This window comes from Streptomyces chartreusis NRRL 3882 (assembly GCF_900236475.1).
GTDB classification, from domain to species: domain Bacteria; phylum Actinomycetota; class Actinomycetes; order Streptomycetales; family Streptomycetaceae; genus Streptomyces; species Streptomyces chartreusis_D.
On sequence record NZ_LT963352.1, the window covers coordinates 1,607,640 to 1,621,958 of the forward strand.

At 69.3% G+C, this 14,319-nt stretch carries 12 protein-coding genes; 10 read left to right on the forward strand and 2 right to left on the reverse strand.

Annotation, left to right across the window (positions count from 1 at the left end; translation table 11 throughout):
• Positions 1 to 71: 71 nt before the first annotated feature.
• Positions 72 to 515: an SRPBCC family protein gene (locus tag SCNRRL3882_RS07240; protein WP_010038765.1), complete on the reverse strand. Its 444-nt coding sequence runs from the start codon at positions 513 to 515 to the stop codon at positions 72 to 74.
• 170 nt (positions 516 to 685) lie between these two features.
• Here SCNRRL3882_RS07240 and SCNRRL3882_RS07245 point away from each other — a divergent pair, with 170 nt between their 5' ends.
• The 3 genes from SCNRRL3882_RS07245 (at position 686) to SCNRRL3882_RS07255 (ending at position 4,120) form a co-directional block, all read left to right on the forward strand.
• The gene (locus SCNRRL3882_RS07245; protein ID WP_010038768.1) at positions 686 to 1,723 is read left to right on the forward strand and encodes an Rv2578c family radical SAM protein; all 1,038 of its coding nucleotides are present in this window, start codon (positions 686 to 688) and stop codon (positions 1,721 to 1,723) included.
• Between the two features lie 134 nt (positions 1,724 to 1,857).
• A complete protein-coding gene (locus SCNRRL3882_RS07250) occupies positions 1,858 to 3,435 on the forward strand; it encodes an alpha/beta hydrolase (RefSeq protein ID WP_029181099.1) in 1,578 nt (525 codons plus the stop codon).
• Between the two features lie 181 nt (positions 3,436 to 3,616).
• Positions 3,617 to 4,120, forward strand: coding sequence for a GNAT family N-acetyltransferase (locus SCNRRL3882_RS07255; protein WP_010038772.1), 504 nt, complete (start codon positions 3,617 to 3,619; stop codon positions 4,118 to 4,120).
• A gap of 2 nt (positions 4,121 to 4,122) precedes the next feature.
• Here the strand turns inward: SCNRRL3882_RS07255 and SCNRRL3882_RS07260 are convergent, their stop codons facing one another.
• Positions 4,123 to 4,698 carry an adenylosuccinate lyase gene (locus SCNRRL3882_RS07260; protein WP_010038773.1) on the reverse strand — a complete coding sequence of 192 codons (576 nt, stop codon included), beginning with the start codon at positions 4,696 to 4,698 and terminating at the stop codon, positions 4,123 to 4,125.
• Positions 4,699 to 5,090: 392 nt separating this feature from the next.
• Here SCNRRL3882_RS07260 and SCNRRL3882_RS07265 point away from each other — a divergent pair, with 392 nt between their 5' ends.
• The 7 genes from SCNRRL3882_RS07265 to SCNRRL3882_RS07295 all read left to right on the forward strand — a co-directional run bounded on the left by SCNRRL3882_RS07265 (position 5,091) and on the right by SCNRRL3882_RS07295 (position 14,288).
• Positions 5,091 to 6,896, forward strand: a complete 1,806-nt coding sequence (locus SCNRRL3882_RS07265; protein WP_010038774.1) for a 3-hydroxyacyl-CoA dehydrogenase family protein — start codon at positions 5,091 to 5,093, stop codon at positions 6,894 to 6,896.
• A gap of 136 nt (positions 6,897 to 7,032) precedes the next feature.
• Entirely contained in the window at positions 7,033 to 7,842 is an 810-nt protein-coding gene (locus tag SCNRRL3882_RS07270) for a TetR family transcriptional regulator (RefSeq protein WP_197709809.1), read from the forward strand.
• 385 nt (positions 7,843 to 8,227) lie between these two features.
• Positions 8,228 to 9,565 (forward strand): crotonyl-CoA carboxylase/reductase, encoded by a 1,338-nt coding sequence (gene ccrA / locus SCNRRL3882_RS07275; RefSeq protein ID WP_010038778.1) that lies wholly within the window; start codon positions 8,228 to 8,230, stop codon positions 9,563 to 9,565.
• A gap of 10 nt (positions 9,566 to 9,575) precedes the next feature.
• Positions 9,576 to 11,603, forward strand: coding sequence for a protein meaA (locus SCNRRL3882_RS07280; protein ID WP_010038780.1), 2,028 nt, complete (start codon positions 9,576 to 9,578; stop codon positions 11,601 to 11,603).
• Entirely contained in the window at positions 11,600 to 12,562 is a 963-nt protein-coding gene (locus SCNRRL3882_RS07285; protein ID WP_010038783.1) for an HpcH/HpaI aldolase/citrate lyase family protein, read from the forward strand. The genes SCNRRL3882_RS07280 and SCNRRL3882_RS07285 overlap by 4 nt, the downstream gene beginning before the upstream one ends.
• Before the next feature lie 5 nt (positions 12,563 to 12,567).
• Positions 12,568 to 13,080: a MaoC family dehydratase gene (locus SCNRRL3882_RS07290; RefSeq protein ID WP_010038785.1), complete on the forward strand. Its 513-nt coding sequence runs from the start codon at positions 12,568 to 12,570 to the stop codon at positions 13,078 to 13,080.
• Between the two features lie 2 nt (positions 13,081 to 13,082).
• Positions 13,083 to 14,288 carry an acyl-CoA dehydrogenase family protein gene (locus tag SCNRRL3882_RS07295; RefSeq protein ID WP_010038788.1) on the forward strand — a complete coding sequence of 402 codons (1,206 nt, stop codon included), beginning with the start codon at positions 13,083 to 13,085 and terminating at the stop codon, positions 14,286 to 14,288.
• Positions 14,289 to 14,319: the final 31 nt, after the last annotated feature.

The window sequence follows — 14,319 nt, forward strand, 5'->3', positions numbered from 1 at the left end:
GCGAACCGTAGGCAGATCACCCGAACCGGTGAGGGGCACAACGACCCCTGGCGGCCCGGGCCTTGGGGAGGCTACTTCTCGACCTCGGCGGCGAGCCGGGCGAGCAGCGCGTCGTAGATGCGGCCGAGGCCCTTGGGCGCGAAGGTCTTCTCGAAGAAGCCGCCGATGCCGCCGGCGCCGGTCCAGGTCGTGGTCACGACGACCCGGGACTTGCCCTCGCCGGCCGGCGTGACCCGCCAGGTGGTGACCATGGAGGAGTTGCGGTCCTTCTCGACCAGCTCGCCGTCGGTGGGCTCGCTGACCTCCAGGAGGCAGTCACGCACGCGCTTGCTGGTGGCCTGGAGCTTCCAGTGGACGAGGGTGCCCTCACCGTCACCGCCCTCCCGGACCTCGTATTCGCTGAACTGTTCGGGCAGCAGCTTCGCGCGCGTGCCGCTGTAGTCGGCGAGGGCGTCGAACACCGTCTCCGCGTCCGCCGCGACGATCCGCTCCGTAGTGGCCTCGACCTGCGCCATCAGGTTCCTCCAGGACATGGGTTCTCGGGGGTCGGGGCAAGCCAACCACCCCGCTGCCCGGCCCCCCAAATCGGGGGCGTCCAACCCGGTCGAACGCGTTCGGAAAACACCCTCGCACGATCAAAGGAACATGTGTTCTATTCTGGGGGCAGTGCTACCGAGGAGGCGTCATGCGCTGGGAGAACCTCACAGTGGACTCCGAACACAGCCGGGCCGACGGCGCGCTGTTCGGCGCGGACGCGGTGACGACCCGCACCTTCGACACACCGGAGTTCCGCGGGATCACCTTCCACGAGATCCGGGCCCGCTCGATCATCAACCGGGTGCCGGCGGTCTCGCGGATGTCGTTCCAGTGGACGGTCAACCCTTATCGCGGCTGCTCACACGCGTGTGTGTACTGCTTCGCGCGCAAGACGCACAGCTATCTCGACCTCGACACGGGCCTCGGCTTCGACTCCCAGATCGTGGTCAAGATCAACGCGCCGGAGCTGCTGCGCAGGCAGCTCGGCTCGCGCCGCTGGCAGGGCGAGCACATCGCGATGGGCACGAACGTCGACTGCTACCAGCGCGCCGAGGGCCGGTACCGCCTGATGCCGGGCATCATCTCGGCCCTGCGCGACCACGCGAACCCCTTCTCGATCCTGACCAAGGGCACCCTGATCCTGCGTGACCTGGACCTGATCAGGCAGGCCGCGGAGGTGACCGACGTCGGCATATCGGTCTCCGTCGGCTTCACCGACCAGGAGCTGTGGCGCACCGTCGAACCGGGCACGCCGGCGCCCGAGCGGCGCCTGGAGGTCGTGCGGACCTTCGGCGAGCACGGCATCGGCTGCGGTGTGCTGATGGCGCCGGTGATCCCGTTCCTGAGCGACGACCCGGCCCAACTGCGGGCCACGGTGCGGGCGATCGCGGCGTCCGGCGCCACGTCCGTCACGCCGTTGGTGCTGCATCTGCGGCCCGGCGCCCGTGAGTGGTTCATGGCCTGGCTGGAGCAGCACCATCCGCACCTGGTGCCCCGTTACCAGCGGCTCTACGCGGACGGCTCCTACGCTCCGAAGTGGTACCAGCGCCGGATCACCCGCCAGGTGCACGAACTGGCCGAGGAGTACGGCATCGGGCCCACGCGCGCACAGGTGCCGCGCCGGATCCGGCCGCCCGAACGGGACGAGCCACCGACGCCCGAACCGACCCAACTGTCGCTCATATAGGAGCGTTCGAGCGCATCCAGCGACCCAATCGGGTCAAGTCTTGACGGAACACGTTCTTCCGGAGCCGCTTGCCGGGACGAATCGGCGAGGACCGTGATCCCCGCGGCCCGCGCCCTCCGTCCTGGAAGGACTCCATGAGAACACGCGCAGCCGTGCTGTGCGGCGCCGCCGTCGCGCTGGCCGGGAGCCTTACGGCCGTGCCCGCCGAGGCGAGCGCACCGCACTCCGCACAAACCTTTCGGGCTGTGAAACCCAGCTGGAAGAAGTGCGCCACCACCGACTACCCGATGCTCCAGTGCGCGTCCCTCAAGGTGCCGCTCGACCACGCGAACCCGGACGGCCGGCAGATCACCCTCGCGCTGTCCCGCGTCCCGCACACCGCCGCGAAGTTCCAGGGCCCGCTGCTGGTCAACCCCGGCGGCCCAGGCGGCGACGGTCTGACGCTCGCCGGTTTCGTCGCGAACTCGCTGCCCAAGGAGGTCGCGGCCCAGTACGACATCATCGGCTTCGACCCGCGCGGAGTGGGCCGGAGCAAGCCCGCCCTCGACTGCAAGCCCGGCTACTTCGGCCCGGTGCGCCCGGACTCCGTACCGGCCACGCCCGAGTCCGAGCGGGCCAACCTCGCCCGCGCCAAGTCATTCGCCGCCGCCTGCACCAAGAAGTACGGGCATCTGCTGCCGTACATCAACACGATCAGCGCCGCGCACGACATCGATGCGATCCGGCAGGCCCTGGGTGCGAGGAAGATCAACTACTTCGGCTACTCGTACGGCACCTACCTGGGCGCGGTCTACGCCAAGCTGTACCCGCAGCGGGTCCGGCGCCTGGTCCTGGACTCGATCGCCGACCCCACCGACGTGTGGTACACCGCGAACCTCAACCAGGACCACGCCTTCAACGACCGCCACCGCGCCTTCATGGCCTGGGTCGCCAAGCACGACGCCAGATACCGGCTGGGCACCGATCCGGAGAAGATCGAAGCCGCGTGGTACGCGATGCGGGCGGCCCTCGCCAGGAATCCGGCGGGCGGCAAGGTGGGTGCCTCGGAACTGGAGGACACCTTCGTCCCGGGCAGCTATTACAACGGCTACTGGCCCTACCTGGCCGAGGCGTTCGCGGCGTATGTGAACCACAAGAACACCGGCCCGCTGGTCGAGGCGTACAAGCACTTCGGCGCTGTCGACGCCGCCGACGACAACAGCTACAGCATCTACGCCGCGGTGCAGTGCCGGGACGCCTTCTGGCCGCGCGACTGGCACCAGTGGCGCAAGGACAACTGGGCGGCGTACGAGAAGGCGCCGTTCATGACGTGGAACAACGCCTGGTACAACGCACCGTGCGCGTTCTGGCCGACCGACTCGGCGCAGCCGGTGGACATCGCCAACGGCAAGCTTCCGCCGGCACTGCTGTTCCAGGCGACGAACGACGCGGCCACTCCGTACGAGGGCGGCGTCACCGTCCACGACCTGCTGGCGCGCTCCAGCCTGGTGGTCGAGCAGGGCGGCGGCAACCACGGCATCACGCTGAGCGGGAACGCCTGCCTGGACAAGTACCTGGCGACCTACCTGTCCGACGGCACCGTGCCGCGCGGCGTCGGCACGCGAGACGCGGTGTGCGACGCCTTGCCGGACCCCAAGCCGCTGACGTCGAAGGCGGCGTCGATGTCCGCCCGCGGCTCGATGCTGCACCGCCTGCTCGGCTTCCGCGGCTGAGCACCCGACCGGTCCGTCGGGGCGGCGCTGTCAGACCCGTGGTCCACCATGGACCCATGAGTGAGCTGACGAGGATTCCCGCCCCCGACGGGGCCGCCGCCGAGGTCCGGGCGCTCGCCGGGGTGGCGGGGTGAATCCTCGGCCGAGGGCGCTCGGGATGCGGAAAGTCCGGATAAGGGAGATGACGCTCGCCGACTGCGACCGCGTCGCGGAGATCCGCGTCCGTGGCTGGCAGAGCGCGTACCGGGGGCTGGTGCCGCAGTCGTACCTGGACGGGCTCAGTGTCGCGGCGGACGCCGAGCGCCGTCGCGGGCACCTGACACAGGCCGCCGCCGGCGTGGTGAACCTGGTCGCCGAGGACACCGGCGGCGAGGTCGTCGGCTGGGCCTGCCACGGTCCGTACCAGGACGGTGAACTCCTCACCTCCGACGCCGAGTTGTACGCCATCTACGTCCACCCCGAGCAAGTGGGACACGGCGCGGGGCAGGCCCTGCTCGCCGAGTCCGTCGCGCGGTGCGCCGCCGCGGGCCACGGCCGTCAGCTCCTGTGGGTCCTCAAGGAGAACCGCCGGGCCCGCCGCTTCTACGAGCGGGCCGGCTTCCACGCGGACGGCGCCGAGGAACCCTTCGAGGTGGGCGGCACCGAAGTCCCGGAGGTGCGGTACGCACGCGCACTCCCCCGCTGATCTCACCTCTGTTTCGGAATCCGCCCCAGCGCCCGCACCGCCGCCTCCGCCAGCACGGGATGCGCGAGGGCCTCGTTCAGTACAGGTCTGGCTCGGGCGTCGCCCAGCGTGCCGAGCCCGTCCACGCAGGCGAGGGCCACACGGCGGTACGGGTCGTGCGGGCGCAGCCGTCGCTGGAGGGTGGTGATCAGGGCGGGCACGGCCTCCGGGGCGCGCAGTTCGACCAGGAGCCGGACGGGGTGCAGGGCGTAGGCGACCCTCAGCTCGTTGGTGGCGAGGGCGGCGGCCGCGCGGGCGGTGCGCGGGTCGCCGAGGCGGGCGAGGGCGTGGGCGGCGGAGGCACAGCGCGGCGGATCGCGGTGGTTGAGCAACAGCACCAGGGACTCGAAGGCGCGCCGGTCCCCGGCGAGTCCCAGCCGGAAGGCGGCCAGCTCCCGCGCCCACAAGGGCTGCCCGGGTTCGGTCAGCACCGCGGCCAAGGCGTCGAGGTCGTCGGTCGCCACGAGCCGCTCGAAGGCGGGCGAGGCCCCCGACTCCTGCCGTAAGCGCTCCGTGAGTGATCGCAACTCTTCGTCCATGACTGAGAGATTAGGGGCGCCGCGAGCTGCGCGGGACGTACATCACAAACCCGAGGGCTGGCGCGCTCGTTACCCGCGAGTTAAGCTCAGACGAGCGAGTTACCCACTCGTATCTCCTCGCGGCGGTCTGGTGACGCGGCCACCGCGAGAGCAGTCGGTTCGGTACTTCAGGTACCGCAGTACGGCTCGGCCCCGGGACAGGGCCGGTCGGAACCGCCGTTCACCGGGCGTGTGCACGCCCGGCCCGACGGCACCGGGCGTGTGCGCTCGCAGCCCGGCCAACACCCGCACTTCTCACGCACCCGGTGCGCCCGGGGCCCGGCTCCCGCCGGGCCGTAGTCGGCGCACCCGGGAGGCGTTCCCCGTCGTCACCCTCATCCTGGAGTCCCGCGATGGCCACTCCCCTGTCCGACCCGTCCCTGTCCCCGCTGCGCACCATCGCCGTCGTCGGCCTCGGCACGATGGGCACCGGCATCGCCGAGGTCCTCGCCAAGGCCGGCCGCGAGGTCGTCGGCATCGACATCAGCGAGGCCCAGGCCGCGAAGTGCGTCGCCGCCCTGGAGTCCTCCACCGCCCGTGGCGTCGAGCGCGGCCGGCTGACCGAGCAGGACCGCGCGGAGATCCTGGACCGCGTCCGCACCTCCACCGACCTGCGGGCCGCGGCCGGCGCCGACCTGGTCATCGAGGTGGCGCCGGAGTCGTACGAGATCAAGCAGCAGATCTTCCGGGAACTGGACGGGATCGTGCGGCCGGAGACCATCCTGGCGACCGGCACCAACGCCCTGTCGGTCACCCGGCTCGCCGCCGACTCGGCCCGTCCGGAGCGCGTGCTGGGCCTGCACTTCTTCAACCCTGCCCCGGCGATGCGGCTGGTCGAGGTCGTCTCCTCGGTGCTGACCGCGCCGGCCGCCGTCACGGCGGTCACCGATCTCGCCCTCGACCTGGGCAAGGAGCCGGTCGCCGTCGGCGACCGCCCCGGGTTCGTCGCCGACGGCCTGCTGTTCGGCTACCTCAACCAGGCCGCCGCGATGTACGAGGCGAAGTACGCCTCCCGCGAGGACATCGACGCCGCGATGCGGCTGGGCTGCGGACTGCCGATGGGCCCGCTGGCACTGCTCGACCTGATCGGTGTCGACACCGCGCGCACGGTCCTGGAGGCGATGTACGCCGCGTCCCGCGACCGGCTGCACGCCCCGGCGCCGATCCTCAAGCAGCTGAGCGAGGCGGGCCTGACCGGCCGCAAGGCGGGACGCGGGTTCTACACCTACGAGACGCCGGGCAGCGGCACCGTCGTGCGGGACGCGCTGACCCCGCTGGAGGGCGGCAGCCTGGCCCCGGGCCGGGAGGTCCGATCGGTCGGTGTCGCGGGCTCGGGCACCATGGCCTCCGGCATCGCCGAGGTCTTCGCCAAGGCCGGGTACGAGGTGGTCCTCGCCGCCCGCAGCGAGGAGAAGGCCCAGACCGCGAAGGCCCGCATCGGCAAGTCCCTGTCCCGCTCGGTCGACAAGGGCCGGATGACCGCCGAGGCCGCCGCCCGGACCCTGGACCTCATCACGCCGACGGGCACCTACGACGACTTCGCCGACGTCGACCTGGCCCTCGAGGCGGTCGCCGAGGACCTGGAGGTCAAGCGGCACCTGTTCGCCGCGCTGGACAAGGTCTGCAAGCCCGGCGCGATCCTGGCCACCACCACCTCGTCCCTGCCGGTCGTGGCCTGCGCCCGGGCCACCTCGCGCCCGCAGGACGTGATCGGCATGCACTTCTTCAACCCGGCGCCGGCCATGAAGCTGGTCGAGGTCGTCCGTACGGTGCTGACGGCCGACGACGTCCACGCGACGGTCCGCGAGGTCTGCGGCCGGATCAGGAAGCACCCGGTCGACTGCGGCGACCGTGCGGGCTTCATCGTGAACGCGCTGCTCTTCCCGTACCTGAACAACGCGATCAAGATGGTGCAGGAGCACTACGCGTCGCTCGACGACATCGACGCGGCGATGAAGCTGGGCGGCGGTTACCCGATGGGCCCGTTCGAGCTGCTGGACGTCGTCGGGCTCGACGTCTCGCTCGCCATCGAGAAGGTCCTGCACCGCGAGTTCCGCGACCCGGGGCTCGCCCCGGCACCGCTCCTGGAGCACCTGGTGGCCGCGGGCTGCCTCGGCCGCAAGACCGGCCGAGGCTTCCGCGAATATGCCAAGCGCTGAGGGTCCCGGCGACTGGTTCCGGTCCGGCGCGGAGTGGGGCGGCCTGCTCGGCCCGGACCGGCTCCCGCCGCCCCCTGGCGGCGGCGGAGAACCAGGTCATGCGCACCGAGCTGCGCACATGCAGTACGTTCAGGGCATGTCCCAGCCCGCCAAGTCCGCACGTACACCAGCTACGACCGACGCGCCGGAAAGTGCCGCAGGCTCTCGCGCCGCCGCCCAGCGGCTCAAGATGCGCCGGGAACTGGCGGCCGCCGCGATGGAGCTGTTCGCGACCAAGGGGTACGAGGCGACCACCGTCGACGAGATCGCGGCCCAGGCCGGGGTCGCACGCCGCACCTTCTTCCGCCACTTCCGTTCCAAGGAAGAGGCGATCTTCCCCGACCACGACGACACCCTGGTCCGGGCCGAGGCGGTGCTCAACGCCGCGCCCGCGCACGAGCATCCGCTCGACACGGTGTGCCGCGGCATCAAGGAAGTCATGAAGATGTACGCGGCCCGGCCGGAGATCTCGGTCGCCCGCTACAAGCTGACACGCGAGGTGCCCACGCTGCGCGAGGCGGAGATCGCGTCGGTGGCCCGCTACGAGCGCCTGTTCACCCGCTACCTCCTCGGCCACTTCGACGAGCGCGCGCACGCCGACGACGCCAACGACGATCCGCTGCTGGCGGAGGTCGCCGCGTCCGCCGTGGTCACCGCCCACAACCACGTCCTGCGGCGCTGGCTGCGGGCGGGCGGGCAGGGGGACGTGGAGGCGCAGTTGGACCACGCCTTCGCGATCGTGCGCAAGACGTTCGGCACGGGGATCGGGGCCGGGCGCTCCACGGAGGCGCAGCCGGCCGCGGCCACGGCCTCGGCCCAGGGCGAGGTGCTGGTGACCGTCGCCCGTACCGACGCCCCGCTGGACGAGGTCATGCGGACGATCGAACAGGCCCTCAAGGAGCGCTGAGCCCTCTTCGCCCGTGTGATGACGGCCACCCCTCGGGGTGGCCGTTTTGGCATGTCAGAGGCCGTTTTGCAGGCTCTCTCCGAGGCCGTTCGATCGATCATCGCTCATTTGTTACGTAAAGATTTCATCTGAGGCCAAGTTCTGGCACTCAGTGCCTTGCGGGGTGACACGCGGTGTCATACGTTGAAGAGGTCCGGGCGATGTCCCAGCAAGCCCAGCGCCTGCCCGCCCGGACGCCTGCGTCACAGGCAACCTCCCGCGCCACCAGCGCTGCCGAACAGCACCACCGCCGAACCGACGGCACCCCTCCAACCCTCAGCAGCACCGACGTAACCATCGGCGCCCCTCCCTCAGGGCGCTCACCGCCGGAGGCAACACCGTGACCGTGAAGGACATCCTGGCCGCGATCCAGTCGCCCGACTCCACGTCGGAGGACTTCGCCGCCCTCCCGCTCCCCGAGTCGTACCGCGCGATCACCGTGCACAAGGACGAGACGGAGATGTTCGCCGGGCTCGCCACGCGCGACAAGGACCCCCGCAAGTCGATCCACCTGGACGAGGTGCCGCTGCCCGAGCTCGGCCCGGGCGAGGCCCTGGTGGCCGTCATGGCCTCGTCGGTCAACTACAACTCGGTGTGGACGTCGATCTTCGAGCCGCTGTCCACCTTCGGCTTCCTGGAGCGCTACGGCCGCACCAGCGAGCTGGCCAAGCGCCACGACCTGCCGTACCACATCATCGGCTCCGACCTCGCGGGCGTCGTCCTGCGCACCGGCCCGGGCGTCAACGCCTGGCACCCCGGTGACGAGGTCGTCGCGCACTGCCTGTCCGTCGAGCTGGAGTCCAGCGACGGCCACAACGACACGATGCTCGACCCCGAGCAGCGCATCTGGGGCTTCGAGACCAACTTCGGCGGCCTCGCCGAGATCGCCCTGGTCAAGTCCAACCAGCTGATGCCCAAGCCCGACCACCTCAGCTGGGAGGAGGCCGCCGCCCCCGGCCTGGTCAACTCCACCGCCTACCGGCAGCTGGTCTCCCGCAACGGCGCCGGCATGAAGCAGGGCGACAACGTGCTCATCTGGGGCGCGAGCGGCGGACTCGGCAGTTACGCCACCCAGTTCGCGCTGGCCGGCGGCGCCAACCCGATCTGTGTCGTGTCCTCGCCGCAGAAGGCCGAGATCTGCCGCTCGATGGGCGCCGAGGCGATCATCGACCGCAACGCCGAGGGCTACAGGTTCTGGAAGGACGAGAACACACAGGACCCCAAGGAGTGGAAGCGCTTCGGCAAGCGCATCCGCGAGCTCACCGGCGGCGAGGACATCGACATCGTCTTCGAGCACCCCGGCCGCGAGACCTTCGGCGCGAGCGTCTTCGTCACCCGCAAGGGCGGCACCATCACCACCTGCGCCTCCACCTCGGGCTACATGCACGAGTACGACAACCGCTACCTGTGGATGTCGCTGAAGCGGATCATCGGCTCGCACTTCGCCAACTACCGCGAGGCCTGGGAGGCCAACCGGCTCATCGCGAAGGGCAAGATCCACCCGACCCTGTCGAAGGTGTACTCCCTCCAGGACACCGGCCAGGCCGCCTACGACGTGCACCGCAACCTCCACCAGGGCAAGGTCGGCGTGCTGTGCATGGCCCCCGAGGAGGGCCTGGGCGTGCGCGACCACGAGAAGCGCGCCAAGCACATCGACGCCATCAACCGCTTCCGGAACATCTGAGGGCTGCTGGATGACAGAGCGTCAGAAGGACCGTCCGTGGCTCATGCGGACCTACGCCGGCCACTCCACGGCCGAGGCGTCCAACGAGCTGTACCGGCGCAACCTCGCCAAGGGCCAGACGGGTCTGTCGGTGGCGTTCGACCTGCCGACCCAGACCGGCTACGACTCCGACCACATCCTCGCCCGCGGCGAGGTCGGCCGGGTCGGCGTGCCGATCGCGCACGTCGGTGACATGCGCCGGCTGTTCCAGGACATCCCCCTGGAGCAGATGAACACCTCGATGACCATCAACGCCACGGCCATGTGGCTGCTGGCGCTCTACCAGGTCGTGGCCGAGGAGCAGGGCGCGGACATCACCAAGCTCCAGGGCACGACCCAGAACGACATCGTCAAGGAGTACCTGTCCCGCGGCACGCACGTCTTCCCGCCGGGACCGAGCCTCCGTCTGACGACGGACATGATCGCGTACACGGTCTCCCACATCCCGAAGTGGAACCCGATCAACATCTGCAGCTACCACTTGCAGGAGGCGGGCGCCACGCCGGTCCAGGAGATCGCGTACGCGATGTCCACCGCGATCGCCGTTCTCGACGCCGTGCGCGACTCGGGGCAGGTGCCCCAGGAGCGCATGGGCGACGTCGTCGGACGGATCTCCTTCTTCGTGAACGCGGGCGTCCGCTTCATCGAGGAGATGTGCAAGATGCGGGCGTTCGGCCGCATCTGGGACCGGATCACCCGTGAGCGGTACGGCATCGAGAACCCCAAGCACCGCCGCTTCCGCTACGGCGTCCAGGTCAACTCCCTCGGCCTGACCGAGGCGCAACCGGAGAACAACGTCCAGCGGATCGTCCTGGAGATGCTGGCCGTGACCCTCTCCAAGGACGCACGCGCGCGTGCGGTGCAGCTCCCCGCCTGGAACGAGGCGCTCGGTCTGCCCCGCCCCTGGGACCAGCAGTGGTCGCTGCGCATCCAGCAGGTGCTGGCGTACGAGAGCGATCTGCTGGAGTACGAGGACATCTTCGAGGGCTCGAAGGTCATCGAGGCGAAGGTGGACGAACTGGTCGAGGCCGCGTCCGCGGAGATCGACCGCATCCAGGAGATGGGCGGCGCGATGGCGGCCGTCGAGTCCGGCTACCTCAAGTCGCAGCTGGTCGCCTCGCACGCCGAGCGCCGGGGCCGGATCGAGTCCGGCCAGGAGAAGATCATCGGTGTCAACGCCTTCGAGGGCACCGAGCCGAACCCGCTGACCGCTGACCTGGACACCGCGATCCAGACGGTCGACCCGGAGGTCGAGGCCCGGGTCATCGCCTCGCTCCAGCGGTGGCGCGACAGCCGCTACCAGCCGCCCTTCAACCACCCGAGGCCCTGCAAGGCGCTGGAGCGGCTGAAGGAGGCCGCCCGGGGCACCGAGAACCTCATGGAGGCCACCCTGGAGTGCGCCCGCGCCGGGGTCACGACCGGCGAGTGGGCCGGGGCCCTGCGCGAGGTGTTCGGCGAGTTCAGGGCGCCCACGGGCGTCTCCTCGGCGCCGGTGGCCGTCCCCGCCGAGGAGGGCAGCACGCTGGCCCTGGTCCGCCGCAAGGTGGATCTGACGGCCAAGGACCTGGGCGTGGGCAAGCTGCGCTTCCTGGTCGGCAAGCCGGGCCTGGACGGACATTCCAACGGTGCCGAGCAGATCGCCGTGCGCGCGCGCGACGCCGGCTTCGAGGTGGTCTACCAGGGCATCCGGCTGACGCCCGAGCAGATCGTGGACGCCGCCCTCGCCGAGGACGTGCACGCGGTCGGCCTGTCCATCCTGTCCGGCTCGCACGCCCAGCTGGTTCCGGACGTCCTCGAACGGCTGCGTGTGGCCGGTGCCACAGACATCCCGGTGATCGCCGGTGGCATCATCCCGAACGGGGATGCCGAGCAGCTCAGGGCAGCCGGAGTGGCCGCGGTCTTCACCCCGAAGGACTTCGACATCACCGGAATCATCGGCCGCATCGTCGACGAGATCCGGAAAGCGAACAAGCTCGACCCCCTGGAGGTCTCCGCATGACCACGGTCAACCGCCTTCGCCCCCGGCGTTCCTGCCTGGCGGTACCGGGCTCGAACCCGCGCTTCCTGGAGAAGGCCCAGGGCCTCCCGGCGGACCAGGTCTTCCTGGACCTGGAGGACGCGTGCGCCCCGCTCGCCAAGCCCGAGGCGCGGCACACCATCGTGAAGTTCCTCAACGAGGGCGACTGGACGGGCAAGACGCGCGTGGTCCGGGTCAACGACTGGACGACCGAGTGGACGTACCGCGACGTCGTGACGGTGGTCGAGGGCGCCGGCCAGAACCTCGACTGCATCATGCTGCCGAAGGTGCAGGACGCCCAGCAGATCGTCGCGCTGGACCTGCTGCTGACCCAGATCGAGAAGACCATGGGCTTCGAGGTCGGCAAGATCGGCATCGAGGCGCAGATCGAGAACGCCCAGGGCCTGAACAACGTCAACGAGATCGCGCAGGCCTCCCAGCGCGTCGAGACCATCATCTTCGGCCCGGCCGACTTCATGGCCTCCATCAACATGAAGTCGCTGGTCGTGGGCGAGCAGCCGCCCGGCTACCCGGCGGACGCCTACCACTACATCCTGATGAAGATCCTGATGGCCGCCCGCGCCAACAACCTCCAGGCCATCGACGGCCCCTACCTCCAGATCCGCAACATCGACGGCTACCGCGAGGTCGCGCAGCGCGCCGCCGCCCTCGGCTTCGACGGCAAGTGGGTGCTGCACCCGGGCCAGGTCGAGGCGTCCAACGAGATCTTCTCGCCGTCCCAGGAGGACTACGACCACGCCGAGCTGATCCTGGACGCGTACGACTACTACACGTCCGAGGCGGGCGGCAAGAAGGGCTCGGCGATGCTCGGCGACGAGATGATCGACGAGGCCAGCCGCAAGATGGCCCTGGTCATCGCGGGCAAGGGACGTGCCGCGGGCATGCGGCGCACCAGCAAGTTCGAGATCCCGGAGGCCTGACAGCCATGCAGTTCGGACGCACCTACGAGGAGTTCGAGGTCGGGGCGACGTACAAGCACTGGCCGGGCAAGACGGTCACGGAGTACGACGACCACCTGTTCTGTCTCCTCACCATGAACCACCACCCGCTCCACATGGACACGAACTATGCGGAGAAGACGACGGACTTCGGCAAGAACGTCGTCGTGGGGAACTACATCTACTCGCTCCTGCTCGGCATGTCCGTGCCGGACATCTCCGGCAAGGCCATCGCCAACCTGGAGATCGAGTCGCTCAGGCACGTGGCGCCGACCTTCCACGGCGACACGATCTACGGCCAGACGACCGTGCTCGACAAGTGGCCGTCGAAGTCGAAGAACGACCGCGGCATCGTCTACGTCGAGACCAAGGGCTACAAGCAGGACGGCACGCTGGTCTGCGTGTTCCGCCGCAAGGTCATGGTGCCGACCGAGACGTACATCAAGGAGCGCGGCGGCGAGCAGCCCGGCCGCCCCGAGCTCGAGGAGCAGGAGAAGTAGCCATGGCGCGACTCGCCCAGACCGCCGGTCTGACGGACATCCAGCAGGAGATCCTGTCCACCGTCCGGGACTTCGTGGACAAGGAGATCATCCCGGTCGCGACCGAGCTGGAGCACCGCGACGAGTACCCGCAAGCGATCGTCGACGGGCTGAAGGAATTGGGCCTGTTCGGCCTGATGATCCCCGAGGAGTACGGGGGTCTGGGCGAGTCGCTCCTGACGTACGCGCTGTGCGTGGAGGAGATCGCCCGCGGGTGGATGTCGGTGTCCGGCATCATCAACACGCACTTCATCGTGGCGTACATGCTCAAGCAGCACGGCACGCAGGAGCAGAAGGACCACTTCCTGCCGAGGATGGCGGCCGGCGACATCCGCGGCGCCTTCTCGATGTCGGAGCCGGGCCTCGGCTCGGACGTCTCGGCGATCACCTCGAAGGCGGTGAAGGACGGCGACGGGTACGTCCTGAACGGCCAGAAGATGTGGCTGACCAACGGTGGTACGTCGTCTCTGGTGGCCGTTCTGGTCCGAAGTGACGAAGGTCACCCCGAGGGCACCGCGCCCCACAAGTCGATGACGACCTTCCTGGTGGAGAAGGAGCCCGGCTTCGGCGAGGTCCGCCCCGGCCTCACCATCCCCGGCAAGATCGACAAGATGGGTTACAAGGGTGTCGACACCACCGAACTCATCATGGATGACCTGCGGATTCCTGCGGATCGTGTGCTCGGTGGGGTCACGGGCCGTGGTTTCTACCAGATGATGGACGGTGTCGAGGTCGGCCGCGTCAACGTGGCGGCGCGTGGCTGTGGCGTCGCTCAGCGTGCGTTCGAACTCGGCGTCCAGTACGCACAGCAGCGTCACACCTTCGGCAAGCCGATCGCCCAGCACCAGGCGATCCAGTTCAAGCTGGCCGAGATGGCTACCAAGGTCGAGGCCGCGCATGCGATGATGGTGAACGCAGCTCGCAAAAAGGACTCCGGGGAACGAAACGACCTTGAAGCCGGTATGGCGAAGTATCTCGCTTCCGAATACTGCAAGGAGGTCGTGGAGGACGCCTTCCGGATCCACGGCGGCTACGGCTTCTCCAAGGAGTACGAGATCGAGCGCCTCTATCGTGAGGCACCGATGCTGCTGATCGGTGAAGGTACCGCCGAGATCCAGAAAATGATCATCGGCAGGCGGCTGCTCGAAGAGTATCGATTCCAGGGCTAGATGTCCGGATACGGGGTGTTTTCTTGGAGAA